This is a genomic window from Oceanidesulfovibrio marinus (assembly GCF_013085545.1).
GTDB lineage: Bacteria > Desulfobacterota > Desulfovibrionia > Desulfovibrionales > Desulfovibrionaceae > Oceanidesulfovibrio > Oceanidesulfovibrio marinus.
In genome coordinates this window covers 2,856,414-2,873,820 of sequence record NZ_CP039543.1, presented here as the reverse complement: position 1 = coordinate 2,873,820, position 17,407 = coordinate 2,856,414, and the positions used below count along the sequence as shown (strand labels likewise).

Sequence of the window (17,407 nt, the reverse complement as noted above, 5' to 3'; positions counted from 1 at the left end):
TGGCTTCATTGTAACCAAGGAGGATTCATGAAGTATTTGACCACGTGTTTGGCGTGTATCATGGCCGTGTTCATTGTAGGCGCCTCTGCCCATGCGGCGGAGAAGACCCGATTTGCCACGCCGCCCTGGCCCGGTGTGGAAGTGAAAACCGAGATCACCTCGCAGATTCTCGAAACCCTGGACTACCCCACGGAGCAGCTTCAGATCGGTCTGTCTATCGCCTACAGTGGGTTCTCGTCCGGCGAGGTGGACGCCTTCCTGGGCGCCTGGATGCCGCAGCAGACGGCCATGCTGGAGCCGCTGGTGGAGAAGGGCGTGGTGGAGAAGGCCGCCGTCAATCTCGACACCGCCGTGATCAGCCTGTGCGTGCCGAAGTTCGTGGGCGACGAAGGCGTGAAGAGCTTTGCCGACCTCGACAAGTACGCGGATAAATTTGGCCATCATATGTACAACATCGAAGCCGGCTCGGCCATGCACACGAACATGGAAGAGATCATCAAGAACGACGTGGCCGGCCTGGGCGATTGGACGCAGACCGGCGTGACCACCCCGGCGATGCTCAAGGAGGTCACGGGCAAGGCGGACAGGGGCGAGTGGGTCGTGTTCGGCTGCTGGAAACCCCACTGGATGAACCTGATGATGGATATGACCTACCTGACGCCCGTGCCCGGCACCGAGAAGTTCGCCAGCAATTCCAAGGTGTATACGGTGGTGCGCGGCGACATGAAGGACACCGATCCGGACATCTACCGCTTCCTCAAGCAGATCAAGGTGACGTCTCAGGCACAGAGCGAGTGGATTCGCGATTACGGGCAGAAGGAGATCCCGGTCGACAAGGTAGCCAAGGACTGGATCTCCGCCAACAAGGACACCGTGGCCCAATGGCTGGACGGCGTGAAGGCTGCAGACGGAACGCCCGCCATGGAGAAGATCAACGAAGCCTACTAATATGACCAGAACCAGATCGATGCGCTGCGGGCGCGTTGGACAGGCGGGGTTGCGGGCAGAGTTCGCAGCTCCGCTTTTTTTATGTGCGCCAGCAGGAATCGGGCGGTAATTCCCGGCCCATGCATGGATGCCGCGTTTTCATGGCTTCTCCCAAAAGCCACCATGTGTAGTATTCGGGTAATACCAAGCGCCGTGATGCTCGTGTATAGTGGCGGCAGTTTTCCGCACAATCCGGAAAGAACAAGGAGGTCACGTCATGAGCAAGAGAATTCTCATTATCTGCGGAGACTTTGTGGAAGATTACGAGGTCATGGTGCCGTTCCAGACCTTGCAGACGTTCGGTTTCCAGGTAGATGCCGTCTGCCCGGACAAGAAGCCCGGCGACACGGTGGCCACAGCGATTCACGACTTCGAAGGTCACCAGACGTACTCGGAAAAGCCCGGCCACAACTTCGCCATCAACGCGGACTTCGCCAAGGCCAAGGCCGAGGACTATGACGCGCTGCTCATTCCGGGCGGCCGTGCGCCGGAGTATCTGCGCCTGAACGAGGCCGTGCTCAAGCTCGTGCGCGACTTCGACGCAGCCGGCAAACCCATCGCCGCCGTATGCCACGGCCCGCAGATCCTCGCCGCGGCCGGCGTGCTGGAAGGCCACAAGGTCTCCTGCTACCCGGCATGCTCGCCCGAGGTGAAGCTGGCCAAAGGCGAGTACGCGGACATTCCCATCGACGGGGCCGTGACCGACGGCAACCTCGTCACCGCGCCTGCGTGGCCGGCCCATCCGGCGTGGCTCAAGCAGTTCGTGGACCTGCTCGAATCCCGCTAGCAAGCGGCTGCTGTCCGGCCAGGGTGGCGGCTAAGGCCGAAATCCTTTAGGCTCCTTTCCCAAACCAAGCGGAAAGGAGCCTTGTCATGTGTCGGATCTACTCCTCGACCCCTCCCGAAGAATACGCCAGCAGGACCAAGTCCGTACGTCTCAACGGCGCGGTGACCAGCATCCGGCTGGAACAGCGCTTCTGGTCCATCCTGGAGCAGCTTGTACAGGACGAGGGCACCACGCTGGGCAAGTTCCTGTCCAGCCTGTACGACGAGGCCATGAACGCGCAGGGGCACATCGACAACTTCACGTCGCTTTTGCGCGTGGCCTGCACCACGTATCTGGTGAACAGACCGGTCCCGGCCGGAGCCATCGTCCGCGCCGCGCACGGCGATCCGGCCATGGACGCCTCCCCTCAAACCAAACGGCATTGAGCATACGGGCATCGATTCTCCCGGGAGCGCTCGCCGCTGTAATGGACCCGCCGTCGCATCCCGGCGGCCGTTGACCGAGCCTGCACGACCAAGACATGAGGCCTGTGATGAAGGCGTCCGTACATGGTGGGAGTAAGTCGGACAACTCTATCGGGTTGCAATTAGCGCCTATGCCGAAAAACGATATGGCGCGGCAGGCAGCATAAAGAGAATGCGAAAAGGGACGATCAGAGCTACGACAACGTTGCCGACGCGCACCGCGGTTTCGCTCCCGGGTTTATCGCGCCCCCACGGAGTTCGGAAAAGACCGATGTTGTGCGGCGCGTTTCAGAATATCCCCTCGGCAGGTCCATGATGCTTGTAGAATTGAAGTCCCAGTTGTTTGACACCCTCTCGGCCTTGCACAAGCCGGAGTGCAGCGGCGATTTGATCCGTTGCTTTCTGGACGGCCTGAACCGCATTGCGGCTCCACTCCATTTTTCCGCCGAACTGACCAAAGCGGCCGCCGTCTATATGGATCTCTTCATCGACGGCGAGACCATCCCCGTGGGCGTGTCCGGACCGCTGGACTCCATCTCCGCTCAGGATCGCGAGGTCCTGGACGATGTCTTTAACATGGCCGGGCGGATCATCACCGGAATCCGCAAGGCCACGCCGGATGGCGACGGGAGCAACGACTCCCACCTCGTGCATACGCAGCGCGACCGGATCATCAAGGCGCTGCTGCATATCAACGAACGAAACGTGCTCATCGGCAAGCTCGTGGAGATCGGTTTCTGGGATTACAACCTGGAAAACGGCGCCATGACCTGGTCGGAGTCGCTGTTCAAGCTGCTCGGCCGCTCTCCGGAATCGAGCGCCCCCAGCCTGCGCAACGCCCTGCGCGCCCTGCACCCCGAAGACCGCCCCAAGATAGAGGCCAAGATGCGCGAGCAGGTCCGCGCCGGAGGACGGTTGGAGTTCGACTCGCGGGTGCTGCTGCCGGACGGCTCCTACCGCTGGGTGCTGGTCGCCGGCGCCATGTTTTCCGCCGCCTGGAAGCAGGGGCCGCCGCAGATGATGGGCGTGGTCATGGACATCACCGGGCGCAAGCAGGCCGAGCAGGACCTGGTGCGCGAAGAGCAGAAGTACCGGCAGCTGGTGAACAACGCCAACGAGTGGATTCTTGTCTCTCAGAACGGCATGATCCGCTTCTCCAACCCCATGTCCCGGCAGATCCTCGGCTACATGCCCGAGGAGATGGTCGGGACCCCGTTCGGGAAGTACATCCATCCGGACGACCTGCAGCTCGTCACCAAGAACCACATCAAGCGCCAGGCTGGGAACTTCGTACCGCGCTACATGTTCCGGGTCATCGACAAGAATGGGGTGATGCACTGGCTGGAGACGAGCGGGGTGCCCTGCGAGTGGGAAGGCTCGGCCGCCGCACTGGTATTCCTCTCCGATGTCACGGAGCGACGCGTTACCGAGCAGGCCCTGATGCGCAGCGAGGAACGGGTGAACCTTGTGCTGGAAGCGACGCAGGACTGCATCTTCGACTGGAACCTCGCGCAGGACAGGTTCTACATCAGCCCGCGGCTGCCGCGCATGTTGGGCTACAACCCCGAGGAGTTCCCCTCCACGCGCAACTTCCTGATGAGCCTGGTCCATCAGGAGGACCGTCCCTTGCTGGAAACCACTCTGGAGCACCATCTGGATGGGCGGCTGGCCGCCGTGCATATGGAGTGCCGTATCCAGCGCAAGGACGGCGGCTGGTCATGGACATTGATGCGCTGCAAGGCCGTGCGGCACGGGCCGAACGGACAACCGGAGCGCATCGTGGGCGCAATCACCGACATCTCGGAGCGATGGTACGCCCAGAAAGGGCTGCGCGACTTCGGCCAGATGTTCTCCGCCTCCCCAGTGCTCATGGCGCTGCTGGACAAGAACTACTGCTACAAATACGCTAACCCTTCGTACCAGCAGGCGTTTGGCCTGGAGTCCGAAGGCCTCATCGGCCGTCACGCCAAAGACGTCATAGGGGGCGAGCTTTTCGAGGCGCTCTCCAGGGAAGGCGTGGCCAAGTGCCTGAACGGCGAGACCATCCAGTTCAACCAGTGGATCAAGTACCCCGGCCTTCCGGATGAACGCTTTTCCAGCGTCATGTACTATCCGCATCGCAACAGGGTCGGCGAGATCGAAGGCGTGGTCGTCTACCGCAGCGACATGACCAAGCTCAAACAGGCCGAGGATTCCCTGAGGACGAGCGAGTGGATGCTGACCAACCTGGTCCGCGACCTCGGCATCATCCTCTACAGCGCGGATGCGGACGGGATCATCGACTACGCCGCCGGCAGGGGGCTGGAGGAGATCGGCCTTACGACCGAGACCATGGTCGGCATGTCGATCCACGACTTCCCGCCCGAGCTGAGCGCGGCAGCCCGCCGCGGCCTGGCCGGTGAGGCGTTCTGCGTCGAGACGGAGCAGGGCGACAAGATCTACAACTCCTGCTTCAACCCCATCCACGACGACTCCGGCAACGTGGTCGGCCTCCTGGGCGTGGCCCTGAACATCACGGATCAGCGCAAGGCGGAGCAGGCCCTGCGACGGGCCGAGCGGATGGAGTCCGTGGGCACGCTGGCCGGCGGCATCGCCCATGACTTCAACAACATCCTGGCGGCTATCCAGAATCTCGCATTCCTCTTGCGGATGCAGGCGCCGGAGCAGGGATCGGCGCGCAACGACCTGGACCAGATCATCGCCTCCACAGACAGGGGCAAGAAGCTGGTGCAGCAGATACTCACCTTCAGCCGCAAGTCCGACAGCCGCGAGCGCAAGCCGATCTATCCCGACAGCCTGGTGAACGAGACGCTCAAGCTGCTGCGTGCATCGCTGCCCGCAAACATCAGCATGACGTACGAGAACGAGGCGCAGGACGCGGTTATCATGGCCAACCCCACCAACATCCACCAGGTCATGCTCAACCTCTGCACCAATGCGGCGGACGCCACGCGCGAAACCGGCGGCGAGATACGCATCCGCCTGCGACAGGAGGAGCGCACGCAGGACGATCCGGAGCTGCCGCCGGGCCGGTATGTGGCACTCAGCGTTGCCGACTCCGGGTATGGGGTGGACCCCTCCCTTGGCGACAAGATCTTCGACCCGTTCTACACCTCAAAGCCCTTGGGCCGGGGCACCGGGCTGGGGTTGTCCGTGGTCCACGGCATCATGCGCCGGCACGGCGGCGTGGTGCGCTACACCAGCGAGCCGGGCAAGGGCTCCGAGTTCACCGCGTACTTTCCCCAGGTGGACATGGCTGCCGCGCGCGAGGAAGGCGCCGCCGCCACGCCCAGGCCGGGGGCCGGGCGCATCCTGTTCGTGGATGACGAAGTCGCCCTGCGCGATTCGAGCCAGCGCATCCTGGAGGGGCTCGGCTACTCCGTGCATACGGCGGCCGACGGTCAGGAAGCGCTGGAGCTCGTACAGACCAACGAGTTCGACCTCGTGATCACGGACATGGCCATGCCGCGGATGACCGGCAGCCAGCTGGCGCAGGCCTTGAAGCGGCTGCGGCCCAAGCTGCCCGTGCTCCTTTGCACCGGCTACAGCGACACTTTCGGGCCGGATGACGCTGCCACGGCGGGCATGGCCGGGTATCTGCAAAAGCCCATGGACTGGCAAACGGTGAGCCAGCTCATTACCGAAACCATTGGCCGGAGCGAGGCACATGGCACGCATTCTGGTGATTGATGACGACCCGGGCTTCGGCTACAGCTTGTGCCGCATCGCCGAGCAGGACGGGCACGAGGGTGTGGTGGTCCAGACCCTGGAGAAGGGCCGCAACGCCGTACGCGAGCAGGACTTCGATCTCGTCTTTCTGGACGTGAATCTGCCGGACGGCAGCGGCCTGGACGCCCTGGACGACATCCGCTCGGCCCCGTCCAACCCGCAGGTCATCATCGTTACCGGCTTCGGCGATCCCAACGGCGCCGAGCTCGCCATCACCCACGGGGCATTCAACTACATAGACAAGGGCAGCTCGTTCCAGCAGATCGTCCTCAACCTGCAGCGGGCCCTGTCCTATCAGGAACGCGAGAAAGGGCTGGCCAGGCACGCCATGAAGCTGGCCGGCATCGTGGGCGAGAGCCCGGCCATGCAGCGGGTTCTGGAGCAGGTGGCCCAGGCCGCCGCCAGCAAGGTTCCGGTGCTCGTGTCCGGCGAGACGGGAACCGGCAAGGAGCTCATGGCCAGGGCCATCCACACCAACAGCGCCCGCGGCGACAAACCGTTTGTGGTGGTGGATTGCGCGGCTCTCCCGGAAAATCTGGTGGAGAGCATCCTCTTCGGCCACGTCAAGGGCGCCTTCACCGGCGCGGACGCCAAACGCGAAGGGCTCGTCGCGCTGGCCGACGGCGGCACGCTTTTCCTTGACGAGATAGGCGAGCTGCCCCTGACCGTACAGAAGATGTTCCTGAGGGTGCTGCAGGAGCGCATGTTCCGGCCCGTGGGCTCCCGTGTCGAGCTGTCCAGCGATTTCCGACTCATCTCCGCCACCAACAGGGACCTGGACGCCATGTGCGCGGGCGGGGAGTTCCGCGAGGATCTGCTTTTCCGCATCCGCGCGATGCAGATCGAGCTGCCGCCGCTGCGCGACCGCCAGGGCGATATCTCCCGGCTGGTGCGCTTCCACCTGGAGCGCATCGGCAACGACTCCGGCCAGCCGGCCAAGTCCTCCTCCTCCGAGTTTCTGCAAGCCCTGACCGCGCATCATTGGCCAGGCAACGTGCGCGAGCTTGTGAATGCGCTGGAGCAGGCGAACGTGGCTGCCGGTTCCGCCCCCATGCTCTATCCGGAGCACCTGAACGTCGCCTTGCGGGTGGGCGCGGCCAAGGATGCACTGCAGACGCCGGCCGAAGAACCAGCCGCCGGGGCGACGCTTGCGCCAGACGGTCCTGTCGCCTCCGGACCGCTCCCCACATTCAAGGAGTACCGCAACAACGTGGTGGACAAAGCCGAGGCCGAGTACATGCGCGCCGTGCTCCGTCAGTGCGGCGGCAACGTGCCTGAGGCATGTGTCATCTCCGGCCTTTCCCGCACCCGTCTCTACGGCCTGCTCAAGAAACATGGGCTGACGCCGTCCGCCTCCTGATTCACCGACCTCCGGGTCCCTCCCTTTCCTTGTCCGCGGCGCATCCGCCGTCTTGAAACGTGCGAACTGAACTGGACTGTTCACTTTTTTGGGACTGTTCCAGAAAACGGGACATTCCCGACCGGCCCGGTGGCCCGTCATGTTCTGTTTTTTGGGACAGGCCGCCCGCTTCACTGGAATAATATATTGAAATAAAAAAATTTTTGAGAGCAGGCACGGTTCGTGATCTGTACGTGCCATGGATCATTTCATTCACCATAAGCAGCAGCAACTGGACGTATTGCTATGTCTGCGGAACTCCACGGAGATTCTGCTTATTCGTCAAGCGTTGCAGGATGTTGTGCGATGCGCCTCCATCACGGAGACGCACAGCATGCTCGCCGAGCATCTGGGACGGGATTACCAGCTGCTCATCATAGACTGGGAATGTCTCCAGAATGCCGGAGGCTCGCAGATCAACTACAACTTCATGAACTGGCTGAAGAATGAAGTGCCGATGGCGGTGTTTCTGCTGGAGGACGTCACCTACTCTTACTCCAGCTATTTCATGGAGCTGGGCAATCACGCCTGTGTTGTGAAACCGTACACACTGACGCTTTTTCAAAATGCATTGGCCAGCGTGTTACGCGCGGCCGGAAAGAGCGAGGGGGAATTATGTTCAAAAACATGAAGATCAGCATGAAGCTGGGATTGGGTTTCGGATTAGTGCTGCTGTTGACCGCAGCCATGGCCTATACAGGCTGGAGTAGCCTGAACAATCTCATCGACAGGTACGACAAGACCAGCACCATCAACTCCATCATGGACGAGACGTACAACGCTAGGCTGCAGGCGGCGTACTACATGCTTTATCAGGATTCGGAATCGGTGAAGGCGTTCCAGGAAAAGACCGATAAGATCGGCAAGGTCGCCAATGGCGCAAAAAACATGTTCAGTGACGCCGAGAACCTGAATCGCATGGATTCCATATCCAAGTATGTGGGCGAGTATGTGTCGAGCTTCAACGGGTACACCGATCAGGACAAGAAGCGGCTCGAGATCGTCAACCTGGTAGTCGCCGCGGCCACGGCGCTGGGTGAAAACGCCGACAAGCTCGTGACCCAGGAGCACCAGCGTCTGAGCGGTCTGCTCGAAAGGGACGCCTATGCCGGCGATATCCGCCAGGCAGTGGAAAACATCGAGGGCAGCGGACAGATCGTGGACGACTTTCTGCATGCTCGCATCGAGACGTTGTACTTTCTGTGGCGCAAGGAGCCCGAGCGTCTGACCAATGCCCAGGGATACCTGGACAAGGTGATCCAGTCCGGCGAGGCCATGCGCGCGCACGTCAGCGGCCAGTCCGCAGCCTACGTTAACGAGATCGTCGACAAGGCCAAGATATACAAGGAGCACACCAGCGATCTGAAGGCTCTCGACGCCGTGCAGAAGGATATCTTCACCAAGCTCGGCGCGGTCGGCGCGAGCGTATTCGATACCGCCACCGAGGCTGCGGATGCCCAGCGCGTCGCCATGCAGCACCAGGCCAGCTCCTCCATCACGACCCTGGCCGCCGTGGCCGGCGTGAGCATCATCCTTGGCCTGGCGTTCGCCATCCTGATCACCCGGGTCATCAAGCGCGGTCTGCACAAGGCCCTCGAAGTCACGGAGGCCGTCTCCGAAGGCGACCTGGACGTGGAAATCGACAGCGACTCCAAGGATGAGATCGGCCAACTGCTGCAGGCCATGACCAGGTTGGTGCAGGCCGAGAAGAACGTGGCCGACGTGGCCGGCAAGCTCGCCGACGGCGACCTGCGGGTGGAAGTGACTCCGCGTTCCGACAAGGACGTGCTCATCAAGTCGCTGAAGAGCATGATCGAGAGGCTGACCGAAGTGGTGATGGATGTGCAGACGGCCGCCGAGAACGTGGCTGCCGGCAGCGAAGAGATGAGCTCCTCGTCCGAGAGCCTGTCCCAGGGCGCCACGGAGCAGTCCGCTTCCGTGGAAGAGTCCTCCTCGGCCATGGAAGAGATGGCCGCCGGCATCCAGCAGAACGCTGATAACTCGCGCCAGACCGAAGAGATCGCCCTGCGCGCCGCCGGCGACGCCGACAAGAGCGGCCAGGCAGTGCAGCAGGCCGTGGAAGCCATGAAGCAGATCGCCGAGCGTATCTCCATCATCCAGGAGATCGCGCGGCAGACCGATCTGCTGGCCCTGAACGCGGCCATCGAGGCCGCCCGCGCCGGCGAGCACGGCAAGGGCTTCGCCGTGGTCGCCTCCGAGGTCCGCAAGCTGGCCGAACGCAGCCAGAAGGCCGCCGAGGAGATCACCGACTTCTCGTCCAAGAGCACGGAAGTGGCCGAGAACGCCGGCGGCATGCTTGCCCGCCTGGTGCCGGACATCCGCAAGACGGCCGAGCTCGTGCAGGAGATCGCCGCGGCCAGCCAGGAGCAGAGCGCAGGCGCCGAGCAGGTGAACCAGGGTCTGCAGCAGCTCGACACCGTGGTCCAGCAGAACGCCTCGGCTTCCGAGGAGCTCGCCTCCACGGCCGAAGAGCTCTCCAGCCAGGCCGCGCAGCTCCAGAGCTCCATCGCCTTCTTCAGGACGGAGCAGGCAGCGGGCCGGTACGCATCACGGCCAGCCACGTCCAGCCGGGAACAGAGGTTCGAGGCCGTGTCCGTGCCCAAGAGCAGTTCGGCCGGCGGCAACGGCAAGTCCGGCAAGGACGCCAAGGTCAAGCTGGACATGAGTCTGGAAGACGATTCCCAGGATGAGTACTTCGAGTCCTTCTAGGGAAAAGGAGGCAGCCATGAGCGCCAACGAATCAAGAAAATACCTGACCTTCACCCTGGCGGACGAGATATTCGCCTTTGAGATCAGCTCAGTCCGCGAGATCCAGGACGTGGCGGACATTACGAGAATACCCCACAGCCCCGCCTACATGCGCGGCGTGGTCAACCTCCGCGGCGCGGCCATCCCGGTGATGGACCTGCGCGAGAAGTTCGGGCTCGGCCGCACCGAGCACACCATCAACACGCGCATCGTCATCGTGGTCATCGACAACGAGGACGGCGAGAGCATCATCGGCGCGCTGGCCGACTCGGTGCGCGAGGTCCTGGAGCTGGAAAACGATCAGATCGACGCCCCGCCCAAGATGGGGGCGTCGATCCACACAGGCTTCCTCAAGGGCGTGGCCCGGCAGGACAATGAGTTCATCCTGGTTCTCGACAGCGCCCGGGTCTTTTCCTCGGGCGAGGTCGAGGAGGCCGTCGACGAAGCCGCAGTCGCACATGAGGCTGTAGCCGCATGACCCACGGCAAGGAGGAACAAACCATGGTTATCAACTTCCAAGGTGACATGACGGTCGACAAGGCCGGGAGCGTGCGCGACGAGCTGCTTGCCGCGCTGCAGCAAGGCGAGCCGGTGCGTGTGAGCTGCGCCGGCGTGCAAGATGCGGACATGTCATTCTTTCTGGTGTTGCTTGCCGCCGATGAAAGCTTCCGTCGGGAGGGGGTGGAGCTCAGCTTTGCCCCCGACCTCGCCAAGGAGCTCGTACCCCTGGCAAAGGCTATGGGATGCCACAGGTTGTTCGAAGGTGGCGGCGCGGTGGAAAAGGCGGAGATCAACCTTTCCGAGAACGGAGCGCAGTGATGACGCAGCCGACCAACCCAGAGAGCATCTACCGCGACGAGGCCCTTGAGCTGTTGAGCTCCCTTGAGGAATCGCTGCTGGAGCTGGATGAGAATCCAGGCCGCAAGGACCTCGTCAATACAATCTTCCGATCCCTGCATACCATCAAGGGATCGGGAGCCATGTTCGGCTTTGACGAGATCGCCCGCTTCACGCACGAGATCGAAAATACGTTCGACGCCGTGCGGGAGGGCCGTCTTGCTCTGGAGCCGTCGATGATAACCCTGACCCTGAAGGCCAAGGACCACATCCATGACCTTCTGAACATGGCCGAGCCGGACGCCGCGGCCAAGGCGCATTCCGACGAGCTGCTGACTAAGTTCCGCGCGTTGACCGGCGGCGCGGCGGCGCCCGAGGCTCCGGTCAAGGAGCAGGTGCAGCAGGTGGTGGTGGAGAGCGAGGAGCTGCCGCGGGAGACCTTCTGGATCCGCTACATTCCTACGGCGGATTCATTTCTCACTGGCACCGATCCGCTGCGTCTGATCCTTGAGCTTTTCGAGATTGGCGCCGGAGACTCGCTCTTCACCCACCAGATCATGCCCGGCCTGGAGGAGATGGACCCGGAGCGGGCCTTTGGTTTCTGGGATGTTATCATCTCTACCGCACGAGGCGTGGACGCCATTCGCGACGTCTTCATCTTTGTGGAGGACGACCACGACATCACCATAGAGAAGATCGGCGACGACCGGCCACGCGGCAACGACGTCAACGACATGCTGGAGTGTTTGTCCAAGGCGGCCGATCCCAAGGCCGCGCTCCGGGAGATGCGGCAGACGTACGCCCAGAACCTGGCCAAACGCAACGCCGAGCCCGAGGAGCAGAGCGCGGCGCGCACCGAAACCAAGAGTAAGGCCACCTCCCTCCGCGTGGACGCGGCCCGGCTGGACCGTCTCGTGAACATGGTGGGCGAGCTGATCATTCTCCAGACCCGGCTCAACCGGGCCGCCGGCCGGCACGAGGACGACCCGGACCTGCACCAGATAGCCGAGGAGCTGGAGCGGCTCTCCGACGAGATGCGCGACGACGCCCTGGGCCTGCGAATGGTGCCCATCTCCACATCCTTCGGCTCCATGCGCCGGCTCGTACGCGACATCAGTGACGATATCGGCAAGGAGGTCGAGTTCGTCACCGAAGGCGGCGAGACCGAGCTGGACAAGAACGTCATCGAGGAGATCAAGGGCCCGCTCATGCACATCATGCGCAACGCCATCGACCACGGCCTGGAGACGCCGGAGCGGCGGCGGGAGGCAGGCAAGGCCGAAGCGGGCGTCATCCGCCTGAGCGCCAGGCACGCCAGCGGCGACGTGCTCATCGAGATCGCCGACGACGGCGCGGGCATCGATGCCCAGAAGGTGCGCGGCAAGGCCATCGAGCGCGGGCTCATCACTCCGGAGCAGCAACTGACCGAGCCCGAGCTCCTGAACCTGATTTTCGAGCCCGGCTTCTCCACCGCGGACCAGGTCTCGGACCTTTCCGGCCGCGGCGTGGGCATGGACGTTGTGCGCCGGGGCGTGGACGCCCTGCGCGGCAGCGTGGAGATACAGAGCGAGCTGGGCATGGGCACCACGGTGCGCATGCGCATCCCTCTGACCCTGGCCATCATCGACGGCCTGCACGTGCGCGTGGGCGGCGAGCTGTACATTCTGCCCATGTCCGCCGTGGAGTCCTGCCAGGAGCGGTTCGTGGACGGACCCACCAGGATCATCGAGAAGTTCGAGCTGCGCGACAAGATGGCTCCGTGCATCAGCCTGCGCAACCTGCTGCAGGTGGAGGGGGAGCAGCCCGATTACGAGCGCATCGTGGTGACGGAGGCCGACGGCATGTACGTGGGCCTGGCCGTGGACGCGGTGCTGGGCCAGCAACACGCCGTGATCAAGAGCCTCGACGAGTCGTGCAACCACTCCGAGTGGATTGCCGGAACCACGATCAACGGCGACGGCGGCATCTCCATCATCCTGGACGTGCCGCAGCTGGTGCGCTTCGCCAACCGCCAGCACAACTTGCAGTAGATTTTTGGCAGAACGGGCAGAGGAGAGCCGCGCGGGGAAGAGGAGAGATGGGGACGCACAAGGGGAAGGCGCGCCGGGAGAACGTCCAGGGGAGAACGCAGTCCGGGGGGACGGCGAAGGACGGTCGCCCGGCAGCCGTGTGCGGAAGACGACGTGGCGAGACTATGCTGAGGGATGCGTAGGAGACGCACCAGGATTTTCGAGGCGAACGGCCTCGACCGGAAGACGGGCCGGCCGGCGGTATTGCAGTCAGGATAAGCGGCTTGCGCAGCGGGGAATGAGTAAGCCGGACCGGGAAAGACGCCGGACGAGCGAGTCATTCCGGGAACCGGGCAGGGGTGGCAGCGTCAACAGCCAGCGCCTGTGGGGTTCGACAAAAGGGTATGCATGCGGGAACGGGACAACAGGAGACCACCCGCACTGCGTGCCCTTTTTTTAGGCAGGCACTGCGCAACCACAAAGACGCCGTGCGCCGAACGGGCACGGGCCAACTCGCATCCGCATCCAGTGCGGAGGGTTTTGCCGGCAGCTCCACCAGGTCATGCTTGGCAGGAACCGCGATACGCGATCCGTGAAAGACGAATTACGTCAGACGAACCGGGCGCTAGGCGTGGAGACGGGGCCGCTTCCGTTGCACGGGGCGGGCGTTCTTCCTGGCCGCAGCGATCTCGGGTTCACGCACGGTAGCGCGCGCCTCGTCCCACAGGCCGCCTTCGGCCAGGGCCGCGGCGGCGGTCCATCTTTCCAGAAACGCTCTGATCTTCAACATACAGCGATCTCCTTTGACCAGAATATTCCAATATCCATGCCAAGGATGTGCTGCGCTGCAATCGATTGATATATTGGGGAAAAGCTGGAGAAACAGGGGCGTTGCGAGGGCGTTTCGGCCCGGAAATCTGTTTCAAACTGAAACAAATATGGTCGGAGAACAAGATGGGCGCGGTGTGATCTGTGCGGCTGGGCCGCTCATTCGATATTGTACTGCTTGAGCTTGCGCCAGAGGGTGGTCCTGGGAATGTTCAGAATCTGCGCGGCCAGCCCCTTGTTGTAGCCGGTTTTCTCCAGCACCTTGGCGATGTGCCGGCGCTCCAGCTCCTCCAGGCTCTGGAGCCCCTCACCCTCCATGGTGTCCACTTCGAGCTGCTGCAGATCCTGCGGCAGGTCCTGCAGGCGTATCTCTTCGCAGTCGGTCAGCGCCACGGCGCGCTCGATGATGTTCTCCAGTTCGCGCACGTTGCCCGGGAAGCTGTAGCCGATGAGCAGGTTCATGGCCGAGGGATGGATGGAGGCCACGGTCTTGTGGAAGGCCAGGCTGTACTTTTCCATGAAGTGCTTGGCCAGAAGGGGGATGTCCTCCTTGCGCTCCACCAGCGGCGGCAGGTGGATAGTGACCACGTTGAGCCGGAAGAAGAGGTCCTCGCGGAACCCGCCGTCCGTGACCTCCTGCTTGAGGTCCTTGTTGGTGGCGGCCACGATGCGGATGTCGAGGTCGATGGGCCGGGTGCCGCCCACGCGCAGGATCTTGCGCTCCTGGAGCACGTGCAGCAGCTTCACCTGCATGGTCAGGGGCATCTCGCCGATCTCGTCCAGGAATACGGTGCCGCCGGCCGCGGACTCCAGCAGGCCGATCTTGGTTGCGGCCGCGCCGGTGAATGCGCCTTTCTCGTAGCCGAAGAGCTCGCTGGTGATGAGCTCGTCGGTAAAGCCGCCGCAGTTGAAGGAGACAAAGGGGTGGTCCCGGCGGGGGCTGAGGTCGTGGATGGCGCGCGCCACCAGGGCCTTGCCCGTGCCGCTGTCGCCTTCGAGCAGCACGTTGCAGTCCACCGGCGCCACCTTATGGATGAGCGAGAAGATGTCGCGCATGGCATCGCCCGCGCCGATGATGGAGCTGATGCCGCCTTCGGGCTTGATGACGTCGCGCAGGCGCTGGTTCTCCCGGCGCAGGGCGATCTTCTCCAGCGCGCCCTGGATGAGCACGCGGATCTCGCCCAGCTTGATGGGCTTGGTCACGTAGTGGTGCGCACCCAGCTTGATGGCCTCGATGGCCGTATCCACGGCGCCGTAGCCGGTGATCATGATGACCTCGATCTCCGGCCGCAACCCCTTGATCTTCTCCAGAATCTCCATGCCGGAGATGTCCGGCAGGCGCAGGTCGGTGATGACCACGTCGAAGCCGCCTTCCTCCAGCCGGGCGAGGAAGGCCGCGCCGGTGGTGAACGCCTCCACGTCCATGCCGTCCTTGGAGAGCGCCTGGCTGAGCCTGCGGCAGACCGTGACTTCGTCGTCAATGACGGCAATGCGTGTTCTGGACATACGTTTACTGCTCCGCCCTGGGCAGGATCACGGCAAAGACACTGCCTTTGCCCGGTTCGCTTTTCACCTCCACGCGTCCGCCGTGGCGCTGGACAATGGAGTACATCACGGCAAGGCCCAGGCCGGTGCCCTTGCCCACTTCCTTTGTGGTGAAGAAGGGCTCGAAGATGTGTTCGAGCACCTTTGGATCGATGCCTGCGCCGGTGTCGCGCACCTCGATGCGCACCATCTTCTGGCCCTGCTCCCGCGCGGCTATGGTGATGGCGCCGCCGCCCGGCATGGCCTGGATGGCGTTGAGCAGGAGATTCATGAACACCTGCTGGAGGTTGCGCAGGTTGCCCTGGATGTCCGGAATGTCCTCCGGGATGTCCATGTCCAGGGTGACGCCGGTGACCATGAGCTGGTTCTTGATCAGGGTTACGGTGCTGTCGATGACGTCCAGTACCTGAAGCGGCGAGAAGGCCGGCCGTTCCGTGCGCGAGAAGTCCAGGAGATTCTTGACGATCTCGCCGGCGCGCTCGGACTGCATGATGATGTCGTGGACCATCTCGTTGGCGTCTTCGTCCAGCTCCTCGCCGTAGAGCTCGCCCAACGTCTCGGCCGAGAGCGAGATGTTGTTGATGGGGTTGTTCAGCTCGTGGGCGATGCCGGCGGTGAAGGTGCCGAGGGCCGCGATCTTGCGCGCCTGCAGCAGGTCTTCCTGGTTGGCCTCCAGCTCCTGGGCCATGCGGTTGAAGGCGCCGATCAGGCCGGCGATCTCCTCGATCTGGTCGGCCGTGGGCGAGATGGGCCGGAAGTCGCCGCGCGCAACGCGCTGCGTGGTCACCTTGATCGTGGCCAGGGGCACGAGCAGCCCGCGGGAGATGAGCTTGACCACCAGGAACATGAGCAGGCCGAAGACCACGAGCGAGGTGAACGGGATGAACGAGGTGCGCACCACGGCGCGATGGATGCGCTCCCGTTTGTTCTTGAGCAGGGCGTCGGCCGATTCCACCAGCTCCTTGCCCAGGCTTCTGAGCTGCTCCTGGTGGGCGACGGGCTCGTCCCGCGCCTCCTCGATGATGTCCTCATACACAAGGAACACGCCGGTGAGCTGCCTGTAGGCGACGTTGCCGATGACTTGGCGGATGTCGGCGCCCAGCTCCTCGAAAATCACGTCGATGCGCTGCAGATACTCGAGGCTCTCCTGCAGGCTGGTGGGGTCGTTGTAGAAGAGGAAGTTCTTCTCGAAGCGCCGGACCTCCAGGACGTTGTTCAGGAGGTCTTCGTAGCGCTCCAGCAGGTGCAGGCGGTCCGTGACCATGCTCATGCTCCAATAATTGAGCAGCGTGAGCGCGGCAACGGAGATGAAGGTCGAAAAAAAGACAAGGAATATCTTGCCCTTGATCGACCGCCAAAACGTCCGCATCCGGGAGTAGCGGGAGGGTGTCTCAGCCGGTGTGTCAGTCATGCCGTTCCCCGTGTGCCGGCGAAAAAGCCTGGGCGCCGTGGCTGAATCTCTGCCGGCCGACAGACCATATGTTTCAGATTGAACCGTGTCCAGTGAGCAGAGCCGAGTTCCGTTTCATTTTGAAACGTCTGGCGTGGTTTGCGGCGCCTCACGATTTCATAACTACCTGATTTACAAATGTATGCAACTTTGGCTCAGGGCTTGCTAAAAATTTCACGAGGCGAACATGGAACGGATACTTGTCAGCATGAACAGAGGCAAAGTCCCTTGGGAGGCGCTCTCAAGGTCCATTGCATTGGCCAAGAGAATAGGCGCGAGCCTCTACGTGCTTTCAGTTTTTCCGCCGGGAAAACCCGATGCGGGACCCGATCCGGACTCCCGGCGCAAGCTCGATCAACAGATCAAAGACGCCAGTGACGACGGCCTGCACGTCGACTCGTTTATCTCGGAGGGTAGCTATGAGCAGGAAGTGATCAGGTTTGTGGAACAGAACAAGATAACCTTGTTGGTAACTGAATACGGCAACATCGGGCGTGGCCATTCAGAACAGGAGTGGGCGTCGCTGCAGACGATCCGCCATCGGGTCTCCTGCCGCGTCGAGATAGTCACCCCTAGACGAATGACCTCCAGAGGGGAATAACA

General features: G+C 62.7%; 14 protein-coding genes. 11 read left to right on the top strand and 3 right to left on the bottom strand.

The genetic code is table 11. The features are described 5' to 3' along the window. The first annotated feature begins 27 nt into the window (after window positions 1-27). The 10 genes from E8L03_RS12690 to E8L03_RS12645 all read left to right on the top strand — a co-directional run bounded on the left by E8L03_RS12690 (window position 28) and on the right by E8L03_RS12645 (window position 13,002). Window positions 28-948, top strand: a complete 921-nt coding sequence (locus E8L03_RS12690) for a glycine betaine ABC transporter substrate-binding protein (RefSeq protein ID WP_171267545.1) — start codon at window positions 28-30, stop codon at window positions 946-948. Between the two features lie 256 nt (window positions 949-1,204). After that, window positions 1,205-1,774: a DJ-1/PfpI family protein gene (locus tag E8L03_RS12685; RefSeq protein WP_171267544.1), complete on the top strand. Its 570-nt coding sequence runs from the start codon at window positions 1,205-1,207 to the stop codon at window positions 1,772-1,774. An 86-nt stretch (window positions 1,775-1,860) separates the two neighbouring features. Beyond that, entirely contained in the window at window positions 1,861-2,199 is a 339-nt protein-coding gene (locus E8L03_RS12680; protein WP_144306771.1) for a ribbon-helix-helix domain-containing protein, read from the top strand. Between the two features lie 354 nt (window positions 2,200-2,553). After that, window positions 2,554-5,928: a PAS domain-containing hybrid sensor histidine kinase/response regulator gene (locus tag E8L03_RS12675; RefSeq protein WP_171267543.1), complete on the top strand. Its 3,375-nt coding sequence runs from the start codon at window positions 2,554-2,556 to the stop codon at window positions 5,926-5,928. Continuing rightward, entirely contained in the window at window positions 5,906-7,327 is a 1,422-nt protein-coding gene (locus tag E8L03_RS12670) for a sigma-54-dependent transcriptional regulator (RefSeq protein WP_171267542.1), read from the top strand. Before E8L03_RS12675 ends, E8L03_RS12670 begins: the two co-directional genes overlap by 23 nt. A gap of 238 nt (window positions 7,328-7,565) precedes the next feature. Next, window positions 7,566-7,997 (top strand): hypothetical protein, encoded by a 432-nt coding sequence (locus E8L03_RS12665; protein ID WP_216367902.1) that lies wholly within the window; start codon window positions 7,566-7,568, stop codon window positions 7,995-7,997. Continuing rightward, window positions 7,982-10,096, top strand: coding sequence for a methyl-accepting chemotaxis protein (locus E8L03_RS12660; protein WP_171267540.1), 2,115 nt, complete (start codon window positions 7,982-7,984; stop codon window positions 10,094-10,096). The genes E8L03_RS12665 and E8L03_RS12660 overlap by 16 nt, the downstream gene beginning before the upstream one ends. Before the next feature lie 16 nt (window positions 10,097-10,112). Then, a complete protein-coding gene (locus E8L03_RS12655) occupies window positions 10,113-10,613 on the top strand; it encodes a chemotaxis protein CheW (RefSeq protein WP_208738277.1) in 501 nt (166 codons plus the stop codon). Continuing rightward, window positions 10,610-10,954 (top strand): STAS domain-containing protein, encoded by a 345-nt coding sequence (locus E8L03_RS12650; RefSeq protein ID WP_144306765.1) that lies wholly within the window; start codon window positions 10,610-10,612, stop codon window positions 10,952-10,954. The genes E8L03_RS12655 and E8L03_RS12650 overlap by 4 nt, the downstream gene beginning before the upstream one ends. After that, on the top strand, window positions 10,954-13,002 hold the full coding sequence (locus E8L03_RS12645; RefSeq protein ID WP_167512608.1) for a chemotaxis protein CheA: 2,049 nt from the start codon (window positions 10,954-10,956) through the stop codon (window positions 13,000-13,002). The genes E8L03_RS12650 and E8L03_RS12645 overlap by 1 nt, the downstream gene beginning before the upstream one ends. Window positions 13,003-13,606: 604 nt before the next feature. On the opposite strand, the gene E8L03_RS12640 is transcribed toward E8L03_RS12645, so the two are convergent. From E8L03_RS12640 to E8L03_RS12630, 3 genes are all read right to left on the bottom strand, one after another. Further along, on the bottom strand, window positions 13,607-13,771 hold the full coding sequence (locus E8L03_RS12640) for a hypothetical protein (protein WP_171267539.1): 165 nt from the start codon (window positions 13,769-13,771) through the stop codon (window positions 13,607-13,609). A 197-nt stretch (window positions 13,772-13,968) separates the two neighbouring features. Next, a complete protein-coding gene (locus E8L03_RS12635) occupies window positions 13,969-15,315 on the bottom strand; it encodes a sigma-54-dependent transcriptional regulator (RefSeq protein ID WP_171267538.1) in 1,347 nt (448 codons plus the stop codon). Between the two features lie 4 nt (window positions 15,316-15,319). Next, window positions 15,320-16,765 carry a sensor histidine kinase gene (locus tag E8L03_RS12630; RefSeq protein WP_171267537.1) on the bottom strand — a complete coding sequence of 482 codons (1,446 nt, stop codon included), beginning with the start codon at window positions 16,763-16,765 and terminating at the stop codon, window positions 15,320-15,322. A 226-nt stretch (window positions 16,766-16,991) separates the two neighbouring features. Here E8L03_RS12630 and E8L03_RS12625 point away from each other — a divergent pair, with 226 nt between their 5' ends. Next, on the top strand, window positions 16,992-17,405 hold the full coding sequence (locus E8L03_RS12625; RefSeq protein WP_144306761.1) for a universal stress protein: 414 nt from the start codon (window positions 16,992-16,994) through the stop codon (window positions 17,403-17,405). The last annotated feature ends 2 nt before the right edge of the window (window positions 17,406-17,407 follow it).

Coding starts and splice junctions, on each gene's coding strand:
- E8L03_RS12665 (WP_216367902.1), top strand. CDS start 7,566: ATGGATCATTTCATTCACCATAAGCAGCAGCAACTGGACGTATTGCTA.
- E8L03_RS12655 (WP_208738277.1), top strand. CDS start 10,113: ATGAGCGCCAACGAATCAAGAAAATACCTGACCTTCACCCTGGCGGAC.
- E8L03_RS12675 (WP_171267543.1), top strand. CDS start 2,554: ATGCTTGTAGAATTGAAGTCCCAGTTGTTTGACACCCTCTCGGCCTTG.
- E8L03_RS12685 (WP_171267544.1), top strand. CDS start 1,205: ATGAGCAAGAGAATTCTCATTATCTGCGGAGACTTTGTGGAAGATTAC.
- E8L03_RS12650 (WP_144306765.1), top strand. CDS start 10,610: ATGACCCACGGCAAGGAGGAACAAACCATGGTTATCAACTTCCAAGGT.
- E8L03_RS12645 (WP_167512608.1), top strand. CDS start 10,954: ATGACGCAGCCGACCAACCCAGAGAGCATCTACCGCGACGAGGCCCTT.
- E8L03_RS12635 (WP_171267538.1), bottom strand. CDS start 15,315: ATGTCCAGAACACGCATTGCCGTCATTGACGACGAAGTCACGGTCTGC.
- E8L03_RS12680 (WP_144306771.1), top strand. CDS start 1,861: ATGTGTCGGATCTACTCCTCGACCCCTCCCGAAGAATACGCCAGCAGG.
- E8L03_RS12640 (WP_171267539.1), bottom strand. CDS start 13,771: ATGTTGAAGATCAGAGCGTTTCTGGAAAGATGGACCGCCGCCGCGGCC.
- E8L03_RS12670 (WP_171267542.1), top strand. CDS start 5,906: ATGGCACGCATTCTGGTGATTGATGACGACCCGGGCTTCGGCTACAGC.
- E8L03_RS12625 (WP_144306761.1), top strand. CDS start 16,992: ATGGAACGGATACTTGTCAGCATGAACAGAGGCAAAGTCCCTTGGGAG.
- E8L03_RS12630 (WP_171267537.1), bottom strand. CDS start 16,765: ATGACTGACACACCGGCTGAGACACCCTCCCGCTACTCCCGGATGCGG.
- E8L03_RS12690 (WP_171267545.1), top strand. CDS start 28: ATGAAGTATTTGACCACGTGTTTGGCGTGTATCATGGCCGTGTTCATT.
- E8L03_RS12660 (WP_171267540.1), top strand. CDS start 7,982: ATGTTCAAAAACATGAAGATCAGCATGAAGCTGGGATTGGGTTTCGGA.